The sequence below is a fragment of the Enterococcus sp. AZ129 genome (assembly GCF_051714505.1).
Lineage (GTDB): Bacteria > Bacillota > Bacilli > Lactobacillales > Enterococcaceae > Enterococcus > Enterococcus faecalis.
Window position 1 is genome coordinate 2,137,329 of record NZ_JBIORY010000001.1, and the last position, 20,069, is coordinate 2,157,397.

15 protein-coding genes are annotated in these 20,069 nt (G+C 38.6%); 3 read left to right on the forward strand and 12 right to left on the reverse strand.

Going from position 1 to position 20,069, the window contains the following annotated elements; all coding sequences use genetic code 11:
* Nucleotides 1–6 precede the first annotated feature (6 nt).
* The 12 genes from xdh to ssnA form a co-directional block, all read right to left on the reverse strand.
* A complete protein-coding gene (xdh, locus tag IGJ90_RS10430; protein ID WP_438768077.1) occupies nucleotides 7–2,580 on the reverse strand; it encodes a selenium-dependent xanthine dehydrogenase in 2,574 nt (857 codons plus the stop codon).
* Between the two features lie 120 nt (nucleotides 2,581–2,700).
* A complete protein-coding gene (locus IGJ90_RS10435) occupies nucleotides 2,701–3,708 on the reverse strand; it encodes an XdhC family protein (protein WP_438768079.1) in 1,008 nt (335 codons plus the stop codon).
* Complete coding sequence (locus IGJ90_RS10440) at nucleotides 3,705–4,064, reverse strand: winged helix-turn-helix domain-containing protein (RefSeq protein WP_002367130.1); 360 nt, start codon at nucleotides 4,062–4,064, stop codon at nucleotides 3,705–3,707. Before IGJ90_RS10440 ends, IGJ90_RS10435 begins: the two co-directional genes overlap by 4 nt.
* A gap of 93 nt (nucleotides 4,065–4,157) precedes the next feature.
* A complete protein-coding gene (locus IGJ90_RS10445; RefSeq protein WP_002356594.1) occupies nucleotides 4,158–5,477 on the reverse strand; it encodes a nucleobase:cation symporter-2 family protein in 1,320 nt (439 codons plus the stop codon).
* 93 nt (nucleotides 5,478–5,570) lie between these two features.
* Nucleotides 5,571–5,951, reverse strand: coding sequence for a RidA family protein (locus IGJ90_RS10450; RefSeq protein WP_002362244.1), 381 nt, complete (start codon nucleotides 5,949–5,951; stop codon nucleotides 5,571–5,573).
* Nucleotides 5,952–5,965: 14 nt separating this feature from the next.
* Nucleotides 5,966–6,910 carry a carbamate kinase gene (arcC, locus tag IGJ90_RS10455; protein WP_002367131.1) on the reverse strand — a complete coding sequence of 315 codons (945 nt, stop codon included), beginning with the start codon at nucleotides 6,908–6,910 and terminating at the stop codon, nucleotides 5,966–5,968.
* A gap of 240 nt (nucleotides 6,911–7,150) precedes the next feature.
* On the reverse strand, nucleotides 7,151–8,344 hold the full coding sequence (ygeW, locus tag IGJ90_RS10460; protein WP_002367132.1) for a knotted carbamoyltransferase YgeW: 1,194 nt from the start codon (nucleotides 8,342–8,344) through the stop codon (nucleotides 7,151–7,153).
* Between the two features lie 38 nt (nucleotides 8,345–8,382).
* The gene (locus IGJ90_RS10465; RefSeq protein WP_002362247.1) at nucleotides 8,383–9,708 is read right to left on the reverse strand and encodes a YgeY family selenium metabolism-linked hydrolase; all 1,326 of its coding nucleotides are present in this window, start codon (nucleotides 9,706–9,708) and stop codon (nucleotides 8,383–8,385) included.
* Nucleotides 9,699–10,892, reverse strand: coding sequence for a diaminopropionate ammonia-lyase (gene dpaL / locus IGJ90_RS10470; protein ID WP_002367133.1), 1,194 nt, complete (start codon nucleotides 10,890–10,892; stop codon nucleotides 9,699–9,701). The genes IGJ90_RS10465 and dpaL overlap by 10 nt, the downstream gene beginning before the upstream one ends.
* 23 nt (nucleotides 10,893–10,915) lie before the next feature.
* Complete coding sequence (gene hydA, locus IGJ90_RS10475; RefSeq protein WP_002362250.1) at nucleotides 10,916–12,289, reverse strand: dihydropyrimidinase; 1,374 nt, start codon at nucleotides 12,287–12,289, stop codon at nucleotides 10,916–10,918.
* 29 nt (nucleotides 12,290–12,318) lie between these two features.
* A complete protein-coding gene (gene ygfK / locus IGJ90_RS10480) occupies nucleotides 12,319–15,324 on the reverse strand; it encodes a putative selenate reductase subunit YgfK (protein WP_002367134.1) in 3,006 nt (1,001 codons plus the stop codon).
* A 30-nt stretch (nucleotides 15,325–15,354) separates the two neighbouring features.
* Nucleotides 15,355–16,689: a putative aminohydrolase SsnA gene (gene ssnA / locus IGJ90_RS10485; protein ID WP_002367135.1), complete on the reverse strand. Its 1,335-nt coding sequence runs from the start codon at nucleotides 16,687–16,689 to the stop codon at nucleotides 15,355–15,357.
* Nucleotides 16,690–17,092: 403 nt separating this feature from the next.
* On the opposite strand from ssnA, the gene IGJ90_RS10490 reads away from it, so the two are divergent.
* The 3 genes from IGJ90_RS10490 to IGJ90_RS10500 all read left to right on the forward strand — a co-directional run bounded on the left by IGJ90_RS10490 (nucleotide 17,093) and on the right by IGJ90_RS10500 (nucleotide 19,971).
* The gene (locus IGJ90_RS10490) at nucleotides 17,093–17,731 is read left to right on the forward strand and encodes a helix-turn-helix transcriptional regulator (protein WP_002381503.1); all 639 of its coding nucleotides are present in this window, start codon (nucleotides 17,093–17,095) and stop codon (nucleotides 17,729–17,731) included.
* Nucleotides 17,732–17,936: 205 nt separating this feature from the next.
* On the forward strand, nucleotides 17,937–19,289 hold the full coding sequence (locus tag IGJ90_RS10495; RefSeq protein ID WP_002362254.1) for a Mur ligase family protein: 1,353 nt from the start codon (nucleotides 17,937–17,939) through the stop codon (nucleotides 19,287–19,289).
* Complete coding sequence (locus tag IGJ90_RS10500; protein WP_002356583.1) at nucleotides 19,279–19,971, forward strand: type 1 glutamine amidotransferase; 693 nt, start codon at nucleotides 19,279–19,281, stop codon at nucleotides 19,969–19,971. Before IGJ90_RS10495 ends, IGJ90_RS10500 begins: the two co-directional genes overlap by 11 nt.
* The last annotated feature ends 98 nt before the right edge of the window (nucleotides 19,972–20,069 follow it).

Below are 20,069 nucleotides of genomic sequence, written 5' to 3' on the forward strand. Positions count from 1 at the left end.
CTCCTTTTATCTTTTTTTCTTTTGATAAGGGGTATTTTCTAAAGGCAGACTTGGTCGGAGCTGACCATCCAAGGCAAAATATGCGCCTGCTAAAGCTGGTGCGGTAGGGATCGTTGCCAACTCACCTACGCCTTTAATTCCATAGGCTAAACCTTCGTGAAGATTGTCAGCATGAACCAAAATTGTTTCGATTGGTGGTACTTGAGTGGCGTTCACTAATCCTAGCGTTGCATATTTTGCTTTAACATAGCCTTCTTCTAAGGCAAATTTTTCAGTTAAAGCATACCCCATGCCCATTGCAATCCCACCTTCAATTTGACCTTCAGCAGCTCGTGGATTCACCACTTGTCCCATATCATACGCAGCCACAAATTTAGCTACTTTTCCTTTGTCATCTAGAATAGCTACTTCAGCAGCATAACCATAACCAGCATGACTAACTGGACTTTTTTTATCATTAATTAATGGATCCGTTTTCGCTGAATATTCCCCATAAAATTCTTCACCTTCCAAATCACTTAAAGCACGTCCCATATCAAGTTCATACCGTAATTGCATTGCCGCTCTTCTAGTTGCTTCTCCTGTGAAGAGTGACTGCCTCGAAGCCGTTGTCGTTCCTGAATTCGGTGTTCTTCTCGTATCAGGGGCTTCCGCAACAATCATTTCTGGTAGTAAATTTAATGTTTCACAGGCAATTTGCGTCGTAACGGTTGCCATCCCTTGACCGATACAAGCAGCACTTGTGCGGACATGTATTTTTCCTTCTTCAACAGAAATAATACAACGCCCTGTATCAGGTAGCCCCACACCCACGCCACTATTTTTAAAGAAACTAGAAATTCCAGCAACTTCCGCTTGTTCATAGACGTCTTTAACCGCTAACAAGGCTTCTTTTAACGCCGCATTTTTCGAGACCAATTGTCCATTCGGTAAAGTATCTCCTGGGGCGACGGCATTTTTAAAGCGTATTTCCCATGGTGATAGTCCGACTTTTTCTGCTAACAAGTTTAAATTACTTTCAATTGCAAAAGCCGTTTGGCAAACACCAAATCCGCGAAATGCACCTGCTGGCGGATTATTAGTATATACAGCAAACCCTTCCACATCAATCGTTTGATACTTGTAGGGACCTGCCGCATGTGTACAAGCCCGTTGCAATACCGGTCCTCCTAAAGAAGCATAGGCCCCAGTATCCGCATAAATCACTGCTTTCATTGCAGTTAAATTGCCTTCTTCATCACAGCCGGTCGTAAAGTCCATTTCCATGCCATGGCGTTTGGGATGAACCATCAAACTTTCTTCACGGCTTAGCAGTACTTTTACTGGTTTCTTCAATAACCAAGCGGCTAAGGATGCATGATGCTGAACACTCATGTCTTCTTTTCCACCAAAACCACCACCAACAAGTTTTGATTGAACATGAATTTTTTCCTTGTCCAGTCCTAACATTCGAGCCACTTCCCGTTGTTCATCATAGATACTTTGACCCGCACTAAAGAGTAAAATACCCTCACCTTCAGGCTGTGCAATCGCACACTCGGGTTCCATAAAGGCATGTTCGTTAATTGGTACGGAATAATGTTCTGTCACTACAAACGCAGAATTTGCTAATACTTCCTCTGCATTGCCACGTACCAAGTGTTCATGAGACAAGATATTGCCCTTTTCATGAATAGCTGGTGCACCTTCTGCTAAAGCAGCTTCACAAGAAGTAAGCGGTATCATTTCTTCGTAATCAACTTCCACTAAATTTTTTATCTCTGGTAAGGTTTCTTTTCTTTTTGAAACAACGAGTGCCACTGCATCCCCAACATACCGTGTTATTTCTCCTTCTGGAATCATTACATCCCAATCGGAAATAAATTCTAAATGACCAATTTTATTATTTCCTGGAACGTCTTTAGCTGTGAACACAGCCACACAGTCAGGATGCGCCAATGCTTGGGTACTATCGATTGATAGAACTTTTGCGCGAAGATAGGCACTCCGCAAAGCAGATGCATGAAGCATTCCTTCTATGTTAACGTCATCTACATAAATCCCTGTGCCTAAGGTTTTCTCCACTGCATCAACCCGTTGGAAGTCTTCCCCTAATTTACCATTTGAATGTTCTTCTGGAATGCTCGTTTCTTCACAAAACATTTTAGCAGCTAACTGAATGGCTTCTATTATTTTCACATATCCTGTACAACGACAAATGTTTCCTCGTAAAGCTTTCTGAATGTCTTCTTTTGTGGGTTCGGGTTTCTTGTTCAATAATCCTTGTGCCGAAATAACCATCCCAGGGATGCAATACCCGCACTGAACTGCACCCGTTTTTGCAAACGCATAAGCATAGACATCTTTTTGCCGTTGGCTTAAACCTTCGATTGTCGTGACTTCTTTGCCAGCTAATTTTTCCAGAGTAAACAAACACGCTTTGGAAGCCTTTCCATTTACTAGCACCGTACATGCGCCGCAAGAGCCTTGGTTACAGCCATCCTTTGTTCCAGTTAGGCCCAGATCCTCCCGCAAAAAGTCCATTAATTTTTTGTTTGTTTCACAGGTTTCACTTTGACCATTTACAATAATTGAATACATTTCTTGCACCTCGATTTCTGATATAGTTTAGTGTTCAATCACCTAGATTATACCACAAATCTCCGTTCTAAAAATTATTTTTTAGCAAAAAAAGTTTTTTATTTAACTTAAAGGTCCTCATTATTGATAGCGCTGTTGAATTAATTCTCCCGCGATGCTAATCGCTAACTCTTCTGGTGTTTCGGCTGCAATGTCTAAGCCAATTGGCATGAAAATTCTTTCAATTTCAGTCATTGTATAACCGACCTCTTTTAACCGTCGAACTTGTGAAGCAATTTTGTGTTTGCTCCCCATCACACCAATATATTTGGCTGGTGTTTCCAATAACTGTTTGGCAACGATGAAATCAAAATTGTGTCCTCTGGTAATTACTATACCATAATCGTCCGCCGTTATTTCAATAAACGCAGCTAAATTTTCTAAAGGAATAACCCGTAGTTTCTTAGCTTGTGGAAAAGCTTGTGCCGTCAAAAATTCTGGACGATCGTCCACTACAACGCAATAAAACGATAAATAGTTTAAAATAGGTACCAACGCGCGTGCGACATGACCACTTCCAAAAATGTACACTTTCCCTACTTGGAGGATCGCTTCTGTTAAAAAAATTATGTCCTTTTTTTGCTCACAATGGATACCTTTAGGTAGCAAACTTAATTCCCCCTCCCAAGAAGTGGAACCAATCAATTTGCCTGTTTCACTATAAAAGGATACTTTTCCTAAATTGTTTTGATCTAGTTCAGTCATTAACCAACCTTGTTGATTATTTTGAAAATGCGTTTCTATGGACTCACACAACTCTTTTAAAAATGGCGTTTCCCATGAAAGATAATGGAAAAAAATCGTGACATTCCCGCCACAGACCATGCCTAAATCAGCAATATTATTCGGTGCTAAAATAAATTGACGTTGTGCATTTTCTTTCTCAATAAGTAGCTTTTTTGCCACTTGTTCAGCCTGAAATTCAACCGCCCCACCACCAACAGTTCCGGCTATTCTACCTTCGGCGGAAACCAGCATTCTAGCCCCTTGACTTCGTGGTGTAGATCCTGAACTTGTACCAATCGTTAATAACATCGTGTCTTGCTTTTCCAATATTGCCTGTTTCAAACGCTGAAATACTTCTCTCATTTCAGTTCCTCCGATACTACATCCTGTTCTTTAAAGATTTCTTCAAAGCATGCCTCTACCTGTTGATACACTTTTTTCTCAAATAAAAGATATTGATCAATCAATTCTTTTCCTTGGTCCGTAACAATTGACCCGCCACCATTACAACCACCAACACTTTTGATAATTAATGGAAAAGATAGCTCTTCTTCAGCTACCCGCACAATCCGCCATGCCTTATTATAAGATATTTTCATCTCTTTTGCTGCTAAGTTTAGTGACCCAGTTTGCTGAATTTTTTGTAAAACTTCGACAACGCCAGGACCAAAAAAGTTCCGATCTGTTTTTAATTTTAAGTTTAGGGAATACGTAAACATCTTCTCCTCCTTTATTCGTTCATTTTTTTATAGATAACGTAAGGGAAAAAGGATACGAAAGCTTACTCACTTTCGTATCAAAAAAAGCAATCTTCACTCAAGTGCTACGCGCTTTTTTGGTTTTAAAATGACATTTAAAAGGACTGCTACCAAAGTGGTTAAGATAACTTCCGAATTACCGAAAATCGTTGTTACCCAAGTTGGAAAACCAGCTAAGCTTCCAGTAGACAATGTGACACCAATTCCAAATGCTAGAGCTGTTCCGACAACCCCAGTATTTCGAGGAGTCATTTCCTGCGAAGCAATCATCCGAATACCTGTCATAGAAATAGAAGCAAAAACTGAAATCGTTGCACCACCAATTACCGCGTAAGGAATCGTAGTTAATAACGCAGCTACTTTCGGAACAAAACCAGCAATTAATAATATAACTGAAGCGAAAACCAGAACATATTTATTAATCACTTTTGTTACCGTAACCAGACCAACATTTTGCCCAAAAGTTGCCACTGGGATTGATCCAAATAAACTGCCAATAAAGTTAGTGAAACCACTCCCCATAATTCCGCCAGATAATTCTTCATCCGTTGCATCCCGATCCATTGCCCCAACCGTTGTTGCTGTAAATTGACCGATGGCTTGAACAGCATCAACAATAAACATCACCACAAGCGTAAAGATTGGTACCAATTGAAAATCCAGTCCAAAGTGAAACGGGGTAATTACCTGAACGATTTTAGCATTTTGAACTGGCTCAAAACTAACCATCCCTAAAGCTAAAGAAATCAAATAGCCAATAACCATTCCGTTTAAAATTGCTGATAACTTCAAAAATCCTTTTGCAAAATAATTGAAGTAAAAGACAATCGCAAAGGTTAATAATGCAACTAACCAATTCCGGGCTGAACCAAAATCAGCACTACCAGCTCCTCCTGCCATATACTTAATCGCAACAGGAAACAGGGATAGGCCAATACTTAAAATAACCGTTCCTGTTACTAAAGGCGGAAACAACACACGGATTTTTTTAATGAACAAACCAACAATAATAACAAGAATACTGCCAACTAATTGGGAACCAAAAATTGCTGCAATTCCAAAATCAGCTCCGATGGCCATCAAAATCGGTACATACGCAAAACTTGCCCCCATCATAACTGGTAACCGTGAACCCACTTTTCCAAAAATAGGGAAAAGTTGAATTAACGTTGCAACTGCTGAAAAAATCAATGATGTTTGAATCAAAATAGTCGTATCACTAGGACTTAATTGGCAAACTTTGGCAATCATAATTCCCGGTGTGACAATCCCTACTACTGCCGCGACAACGTGTTGCAATCCCATCGGAATTGCTTCAGAAATTGATAGTTTCGCATCATATTCAAATAATGCTTGCTCTTTTTTTTCATTCATAGGATCGTTTCCTTCTTCTTTTTATTCTAAAAGGATTGTTCCCCTTAATCAGTAAAGAATGCAATCCTTTTTCCCTCAGAAACATCTTAAAAATTATCCTTTGACAGCAACTGCTTCAATTTCAAATAAACCATCTTTTGGCAACTTGGCTACTTCTACACAAGAACGTGCAGGCAAAACTTCTGAAAAGTAATTCCCATAGATTTCGTTAATTTTGCTAAAATCAGACATATGTTGTAAAAACACCGTTGTTTTCACAACATTATCATAGGTCATCTCGACCTCTTTTAAAATCGAACCTAAATTGATAAAAGCTTGTTTTGCTTGTTCTTCCACTGTAGTCTTCATTTCGCCCGATTGCGGATCTAATCCTAGTTGTCCAGAAATGTACAACGTATTTCCCGCTAAGACAGAATGTGAATAAGGCCCTACAGCAGCTGGTGCCTGTGCAGAATTAATCATTTTGTTTGTCATCGTTTTCCTCCATTCTATGATTCTTTATTTTCAATTAAAGTCCCTGTTTTTCCAGATAATCCTTCTTTGGCTTTTTCTAATAACGTAATCAATGTTTTTCGACCTGGCTTAGATTCAGCAAACTTAATCGCTGCTTCAACTTTTGGTAACATTGAACCTGGAGCAAACTGACCTTCTTGCGCATATTGTTTCATTTTTTCTGTTGAAACATTCCCTAAGGCTTCTTGATTTTCTTTACCAAAATTAATACAAACTTTTTCAACTGCTGTTAAAATCACGAGCAGATCAGCATCCACTTGTTCAGCCAGTCGTTCACTACAAAAATCTTTGTCGATGACTGCATTTACACCTTTTAGTCGGTTCCCTTCTTGAATGACTGGGATGCCACCACCGCCGCCAGCAATGACTGTTTGGCCAGCATCAACCAATGTTTGAATCGTGAGAAGTTCGACAATATTTTTTGGTTTAGGAGAAGCGACGACTTGGCGATAACCACGGCCAGCATCTTCCATCACTTGTATATTTTTTTCTTTGACTAATTGTTCTGCTTCTTCTTTTGTCATGAAGCGACCAATTGGTTTCGTTGGTTTTTTGAACGCCGGATCATTTTCATCCACGACCACTTGAGTGACTACGGTGGTGACGGCTTTACTTATATTTCGTTGACGCAACTCTTCTTGTAGCGCATTCTCTAAATCATAGCCAATGTAACTTTGACTCATGGCTACGCACATGGATAACGGAACAACTGGATATTGTGGATTATTAAAGGAAAATTCTTCCATAGCTAATTGAATCATCCCTACTTGAGGACCATTGCCATGAGATAAAATAACTTCATATCCTGCTTCAATCAAATCTGCAATCGCTTTGGAAGTCTGTTTTACGGCAGTCATCTGCTCCGTCAAATTATTTCCTAAAGCATTGCCACCTAAAGCTACTACGACGCGTTTGCCCATTGCTTCACCTCATTTTCTGTTTTATAAAAAGGACGATGCTTTTTCTTTTTCACAACGAGTTTTCGTATTAACTGTCTGTTGTCGTTGCATGAAGTCAACGCACATGACTAAGCGTTCTTGACTCGAGACAATCACACATTCATGAATAGACTTGGGAAGGTCTTATTTGTTCATGTTGAAGAGGCAACTTCTAATGATTCATTGTGTAAAGAAAAAGCATCTGTCTTCATGCCAAATTCATTATTTTACTTCTCTTGGTGTCGCTTTATCCGCTAAGTCTGTTAAGGTTTTTTGCGGATTTTTTACTTTACTTAAGAAAATCATAGCCGCAATAACATACGGTTTGTAGCTAGCTTCTTTGTAAAGTTCGACCCGATAACGATCGAAAACAGAAGCTTCCACTTCGCCTTCTTCACAACTAACGCCAGTAATATCAGCTGGTAGACAATGCATATACAAAGCTTTGCCGTCTTTTGTTGTTTTCATCAATTCTTCTGTACATTCCCAATCTTTGTGCTTTTTATTTTGAGAAAGTAATTCTTGTTCTAATTGATCAATTCCTGCTTGGTCACCATTGCCATATAATTCAGTTCGCTTTTCCATTGCCGCAAAAGGTGCCCAGCTTTTCGGATAAACAACATCCGCATCTTTGAATGCTTCTGCCATACTATTCGTTTTAGTAAAGTTTCCACCAAATTCTGCCGCATTTTTCTTCGCAACTTCTTCTACTTCTGGCATAATTTCATAACCTTCTGGATGTGCTAAGACGACATCCATTCCTAAACGGGTCATTAGACCAACAATTCCTTGAGGAACAGATAATGGTTTTCCATAAGATGGTGAATACGCCCAAGTCATGGCAACTTTTTTCCCTTTCAGGTTTTCAATACCACCAAATTCATGAATTAAATGCAACGTATCCGCCATTGCTTGCGTCGGATGGTCAATATCACATTGTAAATTCACTAACGTTGGGCGTTGTTCTAATACCCCATCTTTATATCCTTCTTGGACAGATTCTGATACTTCGTGCATGTAAGCATTGCCTTTACCAATATACATGTCATCACGAATACCAATGATATCAGCCATAAAAGAAATCATGTTTGCTGTCTCACGAACAGTTTCTCCGTGAGAAATTTGACTTTTTCCTTCGTCTAAATCTTGAACTTCTAAGCCCAAAAGATTACACGCTGAAGCGAAACTAAAACGTGTTCTTGTAGAGTTGTCTCGGAATAAAGAAATCCCCAAGCCACTATCAAAGATTTTAGTTGAAATATTATTTTCTCTTAAATAGCGTAATGTATCGGCAACTGTGAAAACAGCTTCTAATTCATCTCTTGTTTTTTCCCAAGTTAGGAAAAAGTCATTTTCGTACATTTTTTCAAATTCTAATTTATCTAATTTCTCAATATATTCTTTAAACGTTTCCATTCCATCTGCTCCTTTTTTCTTGTCTAATAATCCTTTACTTAACCACAATAGACCGTTGGTAATGCCGCATAAACGGCTGCACAACGAACCAAATCATCTTTCCAAGTTTTTTCATTTGGTGCATGTGCTTGTGCTTCGGCCCCTGGCCCGAAACCAATACAAGGAATGCCATTACGTCCCATAATTGAAACGCCATTTGTTGAGAAGGTCCACTTATCTAACAATGGGCGTTCTTCACGCATTTCCACTGTTTCTACAGAGCCTTTCCGTGTTTCTCCATAGAGATTTTTATGCGTTTCCATCAAGGCTTTTGTTACATCATGATTTTCTGGAATGACCCACGTTGGGAAATAACATTCAATTTCATAAGTTAAATCCGTATAAGAAGGACGATCATAGTTGTACATTGAAACCGTCACATCATCTCCATATTTTTTAACAGCTGGTAAATTGCGAATTTCTTCTAAACAACTTTCCCAAGTTTCTCCAGCAGTCATTCGACGGTCTAGTGAAACGGTACAGCCATCCGCAACAGCACACCGACTTGGTGAAGAATGGAAAATTTGCGAAACAGTCACCGTACCACGACCTAAGAAACGGGCTTCTTGCCACTCTGGATTGTACTTAGGATCTAACATACGAACTAAACCACGAATCGCTGTGCTTTCTGTATCTCCATTGTTGTTTAAGGCACGAACATCTTGTAAGATATCCGCCATTTTGTAAATGGCATTATCTCCACGTTCTGGTGCTGAGCCATGACACGAAACGCCTTTGACATCAACTTTAATTTCCATTCGGCCTCGTTGACCACGATAAATCCCACCATCTGTTGGCTCTGTTGAAACAACAAATTCTGGACGGATACCGTCTTCTTTGATAATGTACTGCCAGCATAAGCCGTCACAGTCTTCTTCTTGGACAGTAACTGTTACTAAAGCAGTATATTTTTCTGATAATAGACCTAAATCTTTCATGATTTTAGCGCCATAAATAGCCGAAACAATCCCGCCTTCTTGGTCAGATGTACCGCGACCACCGATCTCAGTTTCTGTTTCATAACCATCGTAAGGATCAAATTTCCAGTTACTCATTTCACCAATTCCGACAGTATCCATGTGCCCATCAAAAGCAATTAATTTTTCACCAGACCCCATATAACCAAGTAAATTCCCTTGAGGATCAATGTCAATTTTATCGAAACCTAATTTTTCCATTTCGGCTTTTGCTCGCGCAATTTTGTTGCCTTCTTCTGCACTTTCTCCTGGAATTTTGACAAGGTCTCTTAAAAATTTGACCATATCTTCTCTGTAACCTTCTGCTGCTGCATTTACTGCATTAAAATCCATTCCTTTTACCTCCATAAAATTTTTTTATAATTGTCTGGATCAGTGTCCCCTTCGGTAGAAAACATTAAAACGTTTGACGTCTCATCCAGTTGCAATGCCTCACGTAATTCTTGATAGTCGGGATCTTGCATCACTGTAGCTACTAAGCCCATTGCTACTGCCCCAGATTCGCCTGATACAACTTGCGGATCCCCTTTTAATGGTGCGCCCAACATACGCATTCCTTTTTCAGAAACCCAATCTGGTGCTGAAACAAAGAAGGATGTATGATTTTTTAGAATATCAAAAGAAATCGTATTAGGTTCTCCGCATGCTAAGCCAGCCATAATTGTCTGTAAATCACCATCGACAAAGCGAATTTCTCCGTCTTTTTTAATTGCTGATTGATATAAACAGTCAGCCGCCTGTGCCTCAACTACGACCATAATCGGTGGGTTTTCTGGAAAAGCATTAGCAAAATAACCAATCACTGCACCAGCTAAACTGCCGACACCAGCTTGAACAAAAACATGACTAGGTCGTTCAGAGCCAAATTTTCTTAATTGTTGAGAGGCTTCTAATGCCATCGTTCCATATCCTTGCATAATCCAAGTCGGAATTTTTTCATATCCGTCCCAAGCGGTGTCTTGAACCATGACACCGTTTTCAGTTTCTTCGGCCATTTTATTAGCCATTCGCACACATTCATCGTAATTAACTTCTTCAATTGTGACGATTGCGCCTTCTTTTTCAATATTTTCTTTTCTCGTCTGTGTTGAACCCTTCGGCATGAGTACAACTGATTTTTGACCTAATTTATTCGCAGCCCAAGCGACTCCTCGTCCATGGTTGCCATCAGTTGCTGTAAAAAACGTAGCTTGTCCAAAAGCTGATCGTAATTGATCAGAAGTTAATTCATCATATGTTAGTTCCGAAACATCTTTCTTTAATTTTTCGGCAATATAGTTAGCCATGGCAAACGAACCACCTAATACTTTAAAAGCATTTAAACCAAAGCGATAAGATTCATCTTTAACAAAGAAATCATTTAACCCCAGATACGCGGCCATATGATTCAATTCTGCTAATGGTGTTTCTGAATACTGTGGAAAACTTTTGTGAAAAGCCAAAGCTTTCTCAATTTTTTCTTTAGACATCAGAGGTAAGTACTTATCCTCCGTCTTCGGCATGTCATTTGCTGTCCATTTAATTTTTTCCAAAAATACTTCTCCTCCTTCTATTTTTAAGTTGCTTTACGAAAAACAAATTTTCCTTGATTTGCCAAGATGACTTGCCCAGCTTCAGCAACTTTTTGACCTCTTAAATAAACCATTCGAGCCTGTCCTTGTGTTTCAAATCCTTCATACGGCGTATAATCGACATTTTGTAACTGCGTTCTCGCAGCAATCACGCCGGTTGTTCTAGGATCCCAAACAACTAAATCGGCATCACTGCCTTCTTGCACCACACCTTTTTGTGGATACATCGAGAATTGTTTAGCAATATTTTCAGAAAGCAGAGCAACCATTTTTTCCAAGGTGATTCGGCCCTTCGCCACACCTTCCGTGTAAATTAATTCTGGTCTCGTTTCAACACCTGGCATCCCATTTGGAATTTTACTAAAATCATCTTCGCCAACTGTTTTTTGTCCGTGAAAATTAAAACTGCAGTGATCTGTCGATATTGTATTGATTGCCCCCTCTTTAATCCCTTGCCACAAAGCCTGTTGATCCTCTCGTTTGCGTAGTGGCGGTGAGCAGACATATTTTGCTGCTTCAAAATTAGGCGCATCGTACAAGTGATCATCTAGTAAAAGATATTGAGGGCAAGTTTCTACATAAACTGATTGTCCTCTTTGACGAGCCCGTTCCACCGCTTCTAACGATCGTTTTGTGCTTAAATGCACAATATTAACCGGCAAATCAGCCATTTCCGCTATCATCAAATATCTTGCTACCGCTTCTGCTTCAACAGCCGCCGGTCTTGATAACGGATGATAGTGCGGGGTTAGCTTTCCTTGAGAAACATATGATTGGATTAATTCATCTACTAAATCACCATTTTCACAATGAACGCCTAACATTCCATTAACTTTTTTTATTTCCTTCATCGCTTCAAAAATTTCCGCATCTGTGGTCCGCAAATTATCATAAGCCATATACATTTTGAAGGAAGTAATACCTGCAGCAATCATTTCCTGAATTTCAGCAGCTATCGTTGGTTTCCATTCAATCATGGACATATGGTAAGTATAATCACATGAACTCTTGCCTTCAGCCAATTGATTCCAAGTAGCTAAACAGTCTTTCAATGAGCCGCCTTTATTAGGTGTAGCCATATCAATAACCGTAGTCGTACCTTTGGCCACCGCCGCTTGGCTTCCAGTGGTAAAGTTATCCGCCGTACTTAACGAACCTTTGCCATTATTTAATTCCAGATGCGTATGCGCATCAATAAAGCCTGGTAATACATAACACCCCGTAACATCCTCAATCTGAGAATTTTCTACTGGTAAATTTGCCCCCATCTCTACAATTTGCTCGCCGTCAATTCGAATATCCAATTGACGACGATTATATGCAGATACGACGGTTCCACCTTTGAGCAGAATAGACATCTATTTATCCCCCAGTCGTAAATTTCCTTTTATGCTTGCATACAATAAGCATATTCTTCAATCATAGTTACCATTAATGCGATTAAATCTTCTGGTACATCTAATCCTTGATCCGTTAATTGAATTGTTGACACCGTTCCCCATAAACGCAGTAAACAAATTTTATCCACAGGATTTTGAACATAGAAACCTGAATTAGTACTGTCATAAAAATCAGATTCACTGTTAAATAAGGTAAATTTGTCTTTGTAAGGGGCACTTGCATAAGGGCAAAATGTTTCACAGTTACCACATTCGTTACACATCCGATCAACATGGACAATTTGTGGTTTTCCTTCGACATACACAACAATATTTGCTCGGTTTGGACAGACATCCATACAAGATTCACAAATTGTGGAGCATTCTAAGCAACGACTAGCTTGACTACAAGACATCTCGTCTGTCACAAGGATACCCCGTTTGTTTCTAACAAATGCGACATCACTATTTAAATTATCTTTTTCATAGTGATGATTGTGGACAAGACAAATATTATTGGTCGCTTTGGTTGCATCAGCGATTGCTTCAACAATTGTGGCTGGTCCTAAATTAGCGTCACCAATGACATAGACGCCTGGTATATTTGTTTCCAATGTTTCTTGATTTGAAACGACTTTCCCATAGTTGTCTGTGTGAATGCCTAATGCTTGGTAAAATTCTGTATCTACTTTTTCACCAACAGCGGCAATCACTGTATCAGCAGGAATATCAATCATTTCTCCTGTACCAATTGGACGACGGCGTCCAGAGGCATCTCGTTCACCTAGGACCATTTTTTCACAAGTTAATTGTTGATTTTCATGTTTAATTGGCGAAAGTAATTCTAAAAAGTCAACGCCATCTTCTAAGGCTAAATAAAGTTCTTCTTCATCTGCTGGCATATTGCGTTTATTCCGACGATAAACCACTGAGACTTTTTTAACACCAGGTAATGTTGTGGCTGCACGAGCACAGTCCATGGCTGTATTTCCTCCACCAACGACGACAATTTGTTCTCCGTAAGGATTAATCGTTGGATTTTCTCGGTTTGCTTTTAAAAATTCTAACGAGTTCAATGCTCGACCAGATTCTAAACGAAGGACCCCATGTTTCCATGCACCAATGGCATAAATAACATTCGTATAGCCTTGGTTTTTCAATTCCGCCAATGATGGCGCCTCTTGTCCTGTACGGAATTCGGCTCCCATAAATTCCGCTAACTGAACGTCTTTTTGAACAGATTCCATAGAAATTCGAAATTCTGGTACAATCTGGCTACAAACGCCCCCAATTGTCTCGGATTTTTCAAACACAGTAACAGGCATGCCTTCACGTGCTAATAAATACCCAGCAGAGATCCCTGCAGGGCCTCCACCCACAACAGCTGTTTTAGGTGCATTTTCTTTTGGCTGTGGCTTTTCTAGTGTCGTCAATAATTCATCATAAGCATGTTCAGCTGCTTCTAACTTCACTTCCCGAATATGAATAGATTCTTCATAAAATTGACGTGTACATTTAGTCATACAAGGATGTGCACAAATGGTTCCAGTAATAAAAGGCAATGGATTTTTATCGACAATTACTTGCAAGGCCTTTAAATAATTACCTTCACTTACATAACGAAGGTAAGCAGGAATATCCTGATTGATTGGACAACCACCGTCACTTCTACAAGGAGCAATATAACAATCTGTTAACGGAACTGTTTTTCTTAGTTTGGTACTTTCTGGTAATTTAATTGATTTTTGGTAACGTGCTTGTGTTTTAGCTTTCTCAACAACTTGAGCTAATTTATCCAAGTTGACATGAACCATCTGAGGATATTCTGCTGCGCTTAATACATTAGCAACTTGATTCATTCGTTGATAGCCACCAGGTTTCAACAGCGTCGTTGCCATAGTGATTGGCCAAATCCCAGCATCAAATATTTCTTTACTATTGAAAATATCTGCACCGCCAGAATAAGAAATTTGTAGTTTCCCATCAAATGCTTCTGATAATTTTTGTGCCAATGAAATACTAAGAGGAAATAGCGAACGTCCTGACATGTACATTTCATCACCAGGTAATTCATTTGCTGCAATCGTTACTGGGAAAGTGTTCGTAATTTTAACTCCGAAGCTTAGATTTTTACTATTGGCTAATAATTGCAGACGTTGTAACATCGGTACTGCTTCTTCAAATTGTAAATCTTCTTTAAAATGGTGATCGTCAAAAACCATATAATCAAACCCTAGCTCATCCATCGTTTGACGCGCATATTCATAACCTAACATAGTTGGATTACATTTAATAAAGGAATGGAGCCCTTTTTCACTTAATAAATAGGCCGCAATTCGTTCAATTTCATCTGATGGACAGCCGTGTAAAGTCGACAGCGTAATAGAATGACAGACTTTAGGACTAATTGCTTCGATATATAAGTCATCTACTTTTTTAAAATAAGATAGATATTTTTTGGCAGCTGCTTGGCATTCCGCCCAAATCGGCGTTCCTTCTGCGTTCTGCATTTCGTTAATATAACGATCAATTTTTGGTGATTGAATCCCTGCCAAATCATAGCCAACACTCATGTTAAAAATGAAACCATTCGGGTCACCTAGCTCAAACTCTTTACTCAGTAACTTCAAAACAAACCATGCTTTGACGTATTCATCATAAGCTTGGGGAACGCGTAATTCTGTGGACCACTCAACGTTGTAACATTCATCCGCTGCTGCGATACATGGTTTACTCACTGGTAAATCTTCTCCATCCAGTATCTGGACTGTCTTAACTTCAAAAAAACGAGAACCTGTTAAATAGGCCGCAATAATATTTTGTGCTAATTGTGTATGAGGACCTGCTGCTGGACCACAAGGGGTTTCCATTTTTTCTCCAAATAACGGAATCGTTTTTGTAGGATCCGCATGATAAAATTTACGAATGCCAAAAATTGTGCCATCTTGTTGATACTCACTAAAAATCCAATTTAATAAAGCCTCAATTGAGATGGGATGCATAATATCACTCATTAACGTCACTCCTTTTACTTATAATGAAAGCTATTGATTTACTCGTTTCCAGAAAGATTGTGCTTGCGTTTGCGCATCATGCCAAACTTTCTCTTCATCAATTCCTTGAACTTCACGATTACGCATCCGAATTTCTCCATTAATCACCGTGTCAGTGACCATCCCACCATTCATGCCGAATAAAATGTGCATGTTATAATTCTCTTTTGTCATTGGTGTCGGGCCATGATAATCAACAATAATGACGTCTGCTGCTGCATCAGGTTCTAAAACGCCTAGCTTTGTTTTAAAATAGCGATTAGCCATTTGCGGATTATTATCAAACAGCATTGTAGGAATTTCTGCCCAAGCCGCATTTGGATCAGCTAAATGATGTTTGTGGATAACATTTCCTACCTTATAAGATTCCGTCACATCATTCGTATAACCATCTGTGCCAAGACCCATCAAAATACCATACTCATTAAACATGCGCATTGCAGGTGGGCAACCGACCGCATTCCCCATGTTCGACTCTGGATTCGTGACCACCATTGTGTCTGTATCTCTTAGTAATTCCATCTCATGAGGTCCAATATGGATGCAATGGCCTGCCATTGTCTGTTTCCCTAAAATTCCTAAATCAAATAATCGGTTCACAATCGGCTTCCCATATTTTTTCAAAGAATCATGAACATCGGCTAAATCCTCTGCAATATGAATATGATAACCAATCCCATCTGGCGTATTGGCTGCACATAATTCTAAAGAAGCATCTGATAAAGTAAAGGCTGCATGCATACCCATCATCGCTTTTTGCATATCATCATTTCTTAAGGAACTGGCTTTAATAAAGGCGGCATTTTCTTGAACTGCTTCCCGCATTTTCTGCTCACCATCGCGATCAGAAACTTCATAACAAAGGCAGGTCCGAATCCCTAACTCGTCCGCTGCATTAGATAATTGGGTTAAACTCCCTGTAATTTCTCCGTAACTAGCATGATGATCAAAGACAGTTGTAACACCGTTGCGAATACTATCTAAATAAGCAACCTTACCACTTTGATAAGTGTCTTCTAATGTCAAGGCACGATCAATTCGCCACCATTGATCTACCAAAATATCCATGAAATTTTTAGGATGATAATTCGTTAAACTTAACCCACGTGCAAAGGTACTATAAATATGATTGTGCATGTTAATAAAGCCTGGCATAATCACTCCACCTTTAGCATCAATAAATGTCGCTTCTGGATAAGCTTGTTTTAATTCTTCTGTCGTTCCGACTTGTTTCACAACTTGACCATCAATCGCCACGCACCCATTTTCAAAAAAATGATTCTGCGCATCCCGAGTGATTAAACGCCCATTTCCAATTAATAACATGTATTCTCCTCCTATTTTTCAACCTATTCCCCACAAGCGGCAAACGCTTACAAATCTATCGCTCAATCATTCACGAATATAGCTTGTCTAGCTTTTCTAATCTATATTTCCTACGAAAAGCATTTGAAGCGCTTGCATTTTTTTACTAACGAACTCATTAACTTGATTAAAGTATATCACCTTACCTTAAAAAAAACAATGCTACCTAAAAAATATTTTTTAGAATTTTGACAGCCGTTATCTTGTATTATTATTTTTATCATGCTATCATTATTTTTCAGAACAGGTAGTACGCGACATTAAAGGATTTAGCCCTGCCTATTCCATTTAAAAATATTATGTTAAATTTGACACAATCTTATAAAAACTGTTTGTGCCAGGCACATTAGAAAGGAGCTTATTTATGTTATCCGACGAAAAACTTACTTTTTTAACACAAATTGCTAAAGGTTTAGCTGGTCAATTTGGTGAAAACTGCGAAGTCGTTATCCACCAAATCAATGAAGACAATATTAACAATTCTATTGTTTCCATTGAAAATGGTCATGTCTCTTCTCGTCATCTGGGCGATGGACCTTCTCAAGTAGTCTTAGAAGCCTTAAAAAAAGACCCTAGTGAGTTGAATGATCATATTAACTATCTGACCCGCACCCATGATGGTCGTATTTTAAAATCTAGTACAATGTATTTTAAAGATGAGAATGGTCAACTCGATGGTATTTTTGCTATTAACTACGACATCACTACATTGATTGCTGCAGAGTCGAACTTAAAATCTTTGATTTCCACTGCAGAACCTGAAGAAGATAAAGACCCTGATTACATTCCTCAGGATGTTAATGAGTTGTTAGACGATTTAATTCATGAATCAGTCAAATTAGTTGGCAAGCCGGTCCCATTAATGACGAAGGACGATAAAATCAAGTGTATTCAATTTTTAAACAATAAAGGCGCCTTCTTAGTCACTAAATCTGGGGACAAAGTTTCTAACTTCTTCAATATTTCTAAATATACGCTATACAGTTATATTGATGCGAAATAAAAATGGAAATCGATGGACGATTTGTTGTTAAGACAAGTCGTCTATTCTCTTTTTTCCTTCACTATTCTACTTTTTCTAAAAGACTTTTTAAATAATAGTAAGAAAAAGTAAAAGGAATTAATTTTTTATTTTAGTTATGGTATGATAGATTGAGTTTAATTTAAAATAACGAAAAATTAAAGATATAGAAATTGGGGGACAACAAATGGGGATTCGAAGTCATTTAGCAATTGCTGCAGGAAAAACTTCGCAATGGGTTTTACAAACATTTTTTAAAGGCGGCAGTAGCTACCCAGGGAAATTAGCCCTAAAAATCGATCCTAAAATTTTAGATACATTGGCAAAAGACTATGAAATTGTCGTAGTCACTGGAACGAACGGCAAAACATTGACAACTGCTTTAACTGTTAACATTTTACGCCAAGAATTTGATGAGGTATTAACAAATCCAACGGGTGCTAACATGGAGCAAGGAATTGTCTCTACTTTTTTAAATGCCAAGGCGAAAAAAGGACAAAAGAAATTTGCGGTTTTAGAAATTGATGAAGCAAGTTTAAGCCGTGTCACTAAATATATTCAACCAAAATTATTTGTTTTTACGAATATTTTCCGCGACCAAATGGATCGCTATGGCGAAATCTATACGACGTATCGCTTAATTATGGAAGGCGCCGCTGCTGCTCCTGAAGCAACTATTTTGTGCAATGGTGATTCGCCAATTTTTAATTCAAAAGAAACTGTAAATCCTCGCAAATACTATGGATTTAATCATTTGCCACCGAAAGAGCAATTGGCTCATTACAATACAGATGGGGTTTTATGTCCAAAATGTAATCATATTCTTCATTATAAAATGATTACGTATGCTAATTTAGGTGATTACTATTGCCCAAATTGTGGCTTCAAACGCCCTGAATTGGATGTACAGTTAACGGAAATGGTCCGGATGGATAACACATCTGCTGATTTTGTGATTGATGGCGAAGAATATGGCATTGCTGTTGGCGGGATGTATAATGTTTATAATGCGCTAGCAGCCACAGCGGTAGCAGAATATTATCAGGTGGCACCAGATAAAATCCGAGCAGGCTTAGCTTATGATGAAAAAGTTTTTGGGCGTCAAGAAACTATTAAAGTTGGCGATAAAGAATGTACGTTAGTTTTAGTAAAAAATCCCGTTGGTTTAAATCAGGTCATTGATATGATGGGCTTAGCCCCTTACTCTTTCTCGCTGGTTTCATTATTAAATGCCAATTATGCAGATGGAATTGATGTCAGTTGGATTTGGGATGGTAATCATGAAGCCTTTGCTGATATGGACATTCCAAAAGTAATTGCTGGCGGTGATCGCCATGAAGATATGGCCTTGCGTTTAAAAGTTGCGGGTATTCCTGAAGAAAAATTACTAGAAATTCCTGATTTGGAGCAAGTAATTTCAGAAATTAAAACGTTGCCGACAGATCATGTCTATATTTTGGCAACCTATACTGCTGTTTTGCAATTAAGAAAATCATTAACAGCCCAAGGGTATATTCAAGGGGGAATGAATGGTGTCTAAAGAATTAGTCGTTTGTCATTTATATGGCAACTTATTAAATACTTACGGAGATAACGGAAATTTATTGATGCTTAAATATTTAACCGAAAAAATGGGCGTTACCTTCCGATCAGAAATTATCAGTATCTACGAACCGTTTGATCCCGAAAAATATGATTTAGTCTTTGTTGGTGGCGGTCAAGACTTCGAGCAATTGATCATCTCAGAAGACATTCAGAATAAAAAAGAAGCTTTGACTTCTTATATTGAAAATGATGGCGTCTTGTTAGCTATCTGTGGTGGTTATCAACTTCTAGGACATTACTATGTCGGCGCACAAGGCGAAAAAATTAAAGGAATCGGTGCATTAGATCATTACACTTTGAGCCAAGACAACAATCGTTTCATTGGTGATATCGAAATTTATAATGAAGAATTTGATGAAACGTATTATGGTTTTGAAAATCATAATGGCATGACTTTTTTAGGCGAAGGTGAACGACCTTTAGGAACAGTCAAACAAGGCAAAGGCAATAACGGTCAAGATAATGGCGAAGGCGTTGTCTATAAAAATGTGTTTGGCTCCTACTTCCACGGTCCAATCTTAGCACGCAACAAAAATCTAGGGATTCGGTTAATTCGGACCGCTTTAGAGAAAAAATATGGTGAACCGATCGCTATTCCTGAAACGCTTTATAAATAAAAGAAGAATCTAGTTCCTACATATAGGACTAGATTCTTTTTCATTTCTCCGACAACTATTTACATCTTTACAAAATATAGTAAGATAAAGAGGTGCAT

Bases quoted from the DNA above. Each gene is read 5' to 3' on its own strand.
- xdh (WP_438768077.1), bottom strand. From the start codon at position 2,580: ATGTATTCAATTATTGTAAATGGTCAAAGTGAAACCTGTGAAACAAAC.
- IGJ90_RS10435 (WP_438768079.1), bottom strand. From the start codon at position 3,708: ATGAGAGAAGTATTTCAGCGTTTGAAACAGGCAATATTGGAAAAGCAA.
- IGJ90_RS10440 (WP_002367130.1), bottom strand. From the start codon at position 4,064: ATGTTTACGTATTCCCTAAACTTAAAATTAAAAACAGATCGGAACTTT.
- IGJ90_RS10445 (WP_002356594.1), bottom strand. From the start codon at position 5,477: ATGAATGAAAAAAAAGAGCAAGCATTATTTGAATATGATGCGAAACTA.
- IGJ90_RS10450 (WP_002362244.1), bottom strand. From the start codon at position 5,951: ATGACAAACAAAATGATTAATTCTGCACAGGCACCAGCTGCTGTAGGG.
- arcC (WP_002367131.1), bottom strand. From the start codon at position 6,910: ATGGGCAAACGCGTCGTAGTAGCTTTAGGTGGCAATGCTTTAGGAAAT.
- ygeW (WP_002367132.1), bottom strand. From the start codon at position 8,344: ATGGAAACGTTTAAAGAATATATTGAGAAATTAGATAAATTAGAATTT.
- IGJ90_RS10465 (WP_002362247.1), bottom strand. From the start codon at position 9,708: ATGGAGGTAAAAGGAATGGATTTTAATGCAGTAAATGCAGCAGCAGAA.
- hydA (WP_002362250.1), bottom strand. From the start codon at position 12,289: ATGTCTATTCTGCTCAAAGGTGGAACCGTCGTATCTGCATATAATCGT.
- ygfK (WP_002367134.1), bottom strand. From the start codon at position 15,324: ATGAGTGATATTATGCATCCCATCTCAATTGAGGCTTTATTAAATTGG.
- ssnA (WP_002367135.1), bottom strand. From the start codon at position 16,689: ATGTTATTAATTGGAAATGGGCGTTTAATCACTCGGGATGCGCAGAAT.
- IGJ90_RS10490 (WP_002381503.1), top strand. From the start codon at position 17,093: ATGTTATCCGACGAAAAACTTACTTTTTTAACACAAATTGCTAAAGGT.
- IGJ90_RS10495 (WP_002362254.1), top strand. From the start codon at position 17,937: ATGGGGATTCGAAGTCATTTAGCAATTGCTGCAGGAAAAACTTCGCAA.
- IGJ90_RS10500 (WP_002356583.1), top strand. From the start codon at position 19,279: ATGGTGTCTAAAGAATTAGTCGTTTGTCATTTATATGGCAACTTATTA.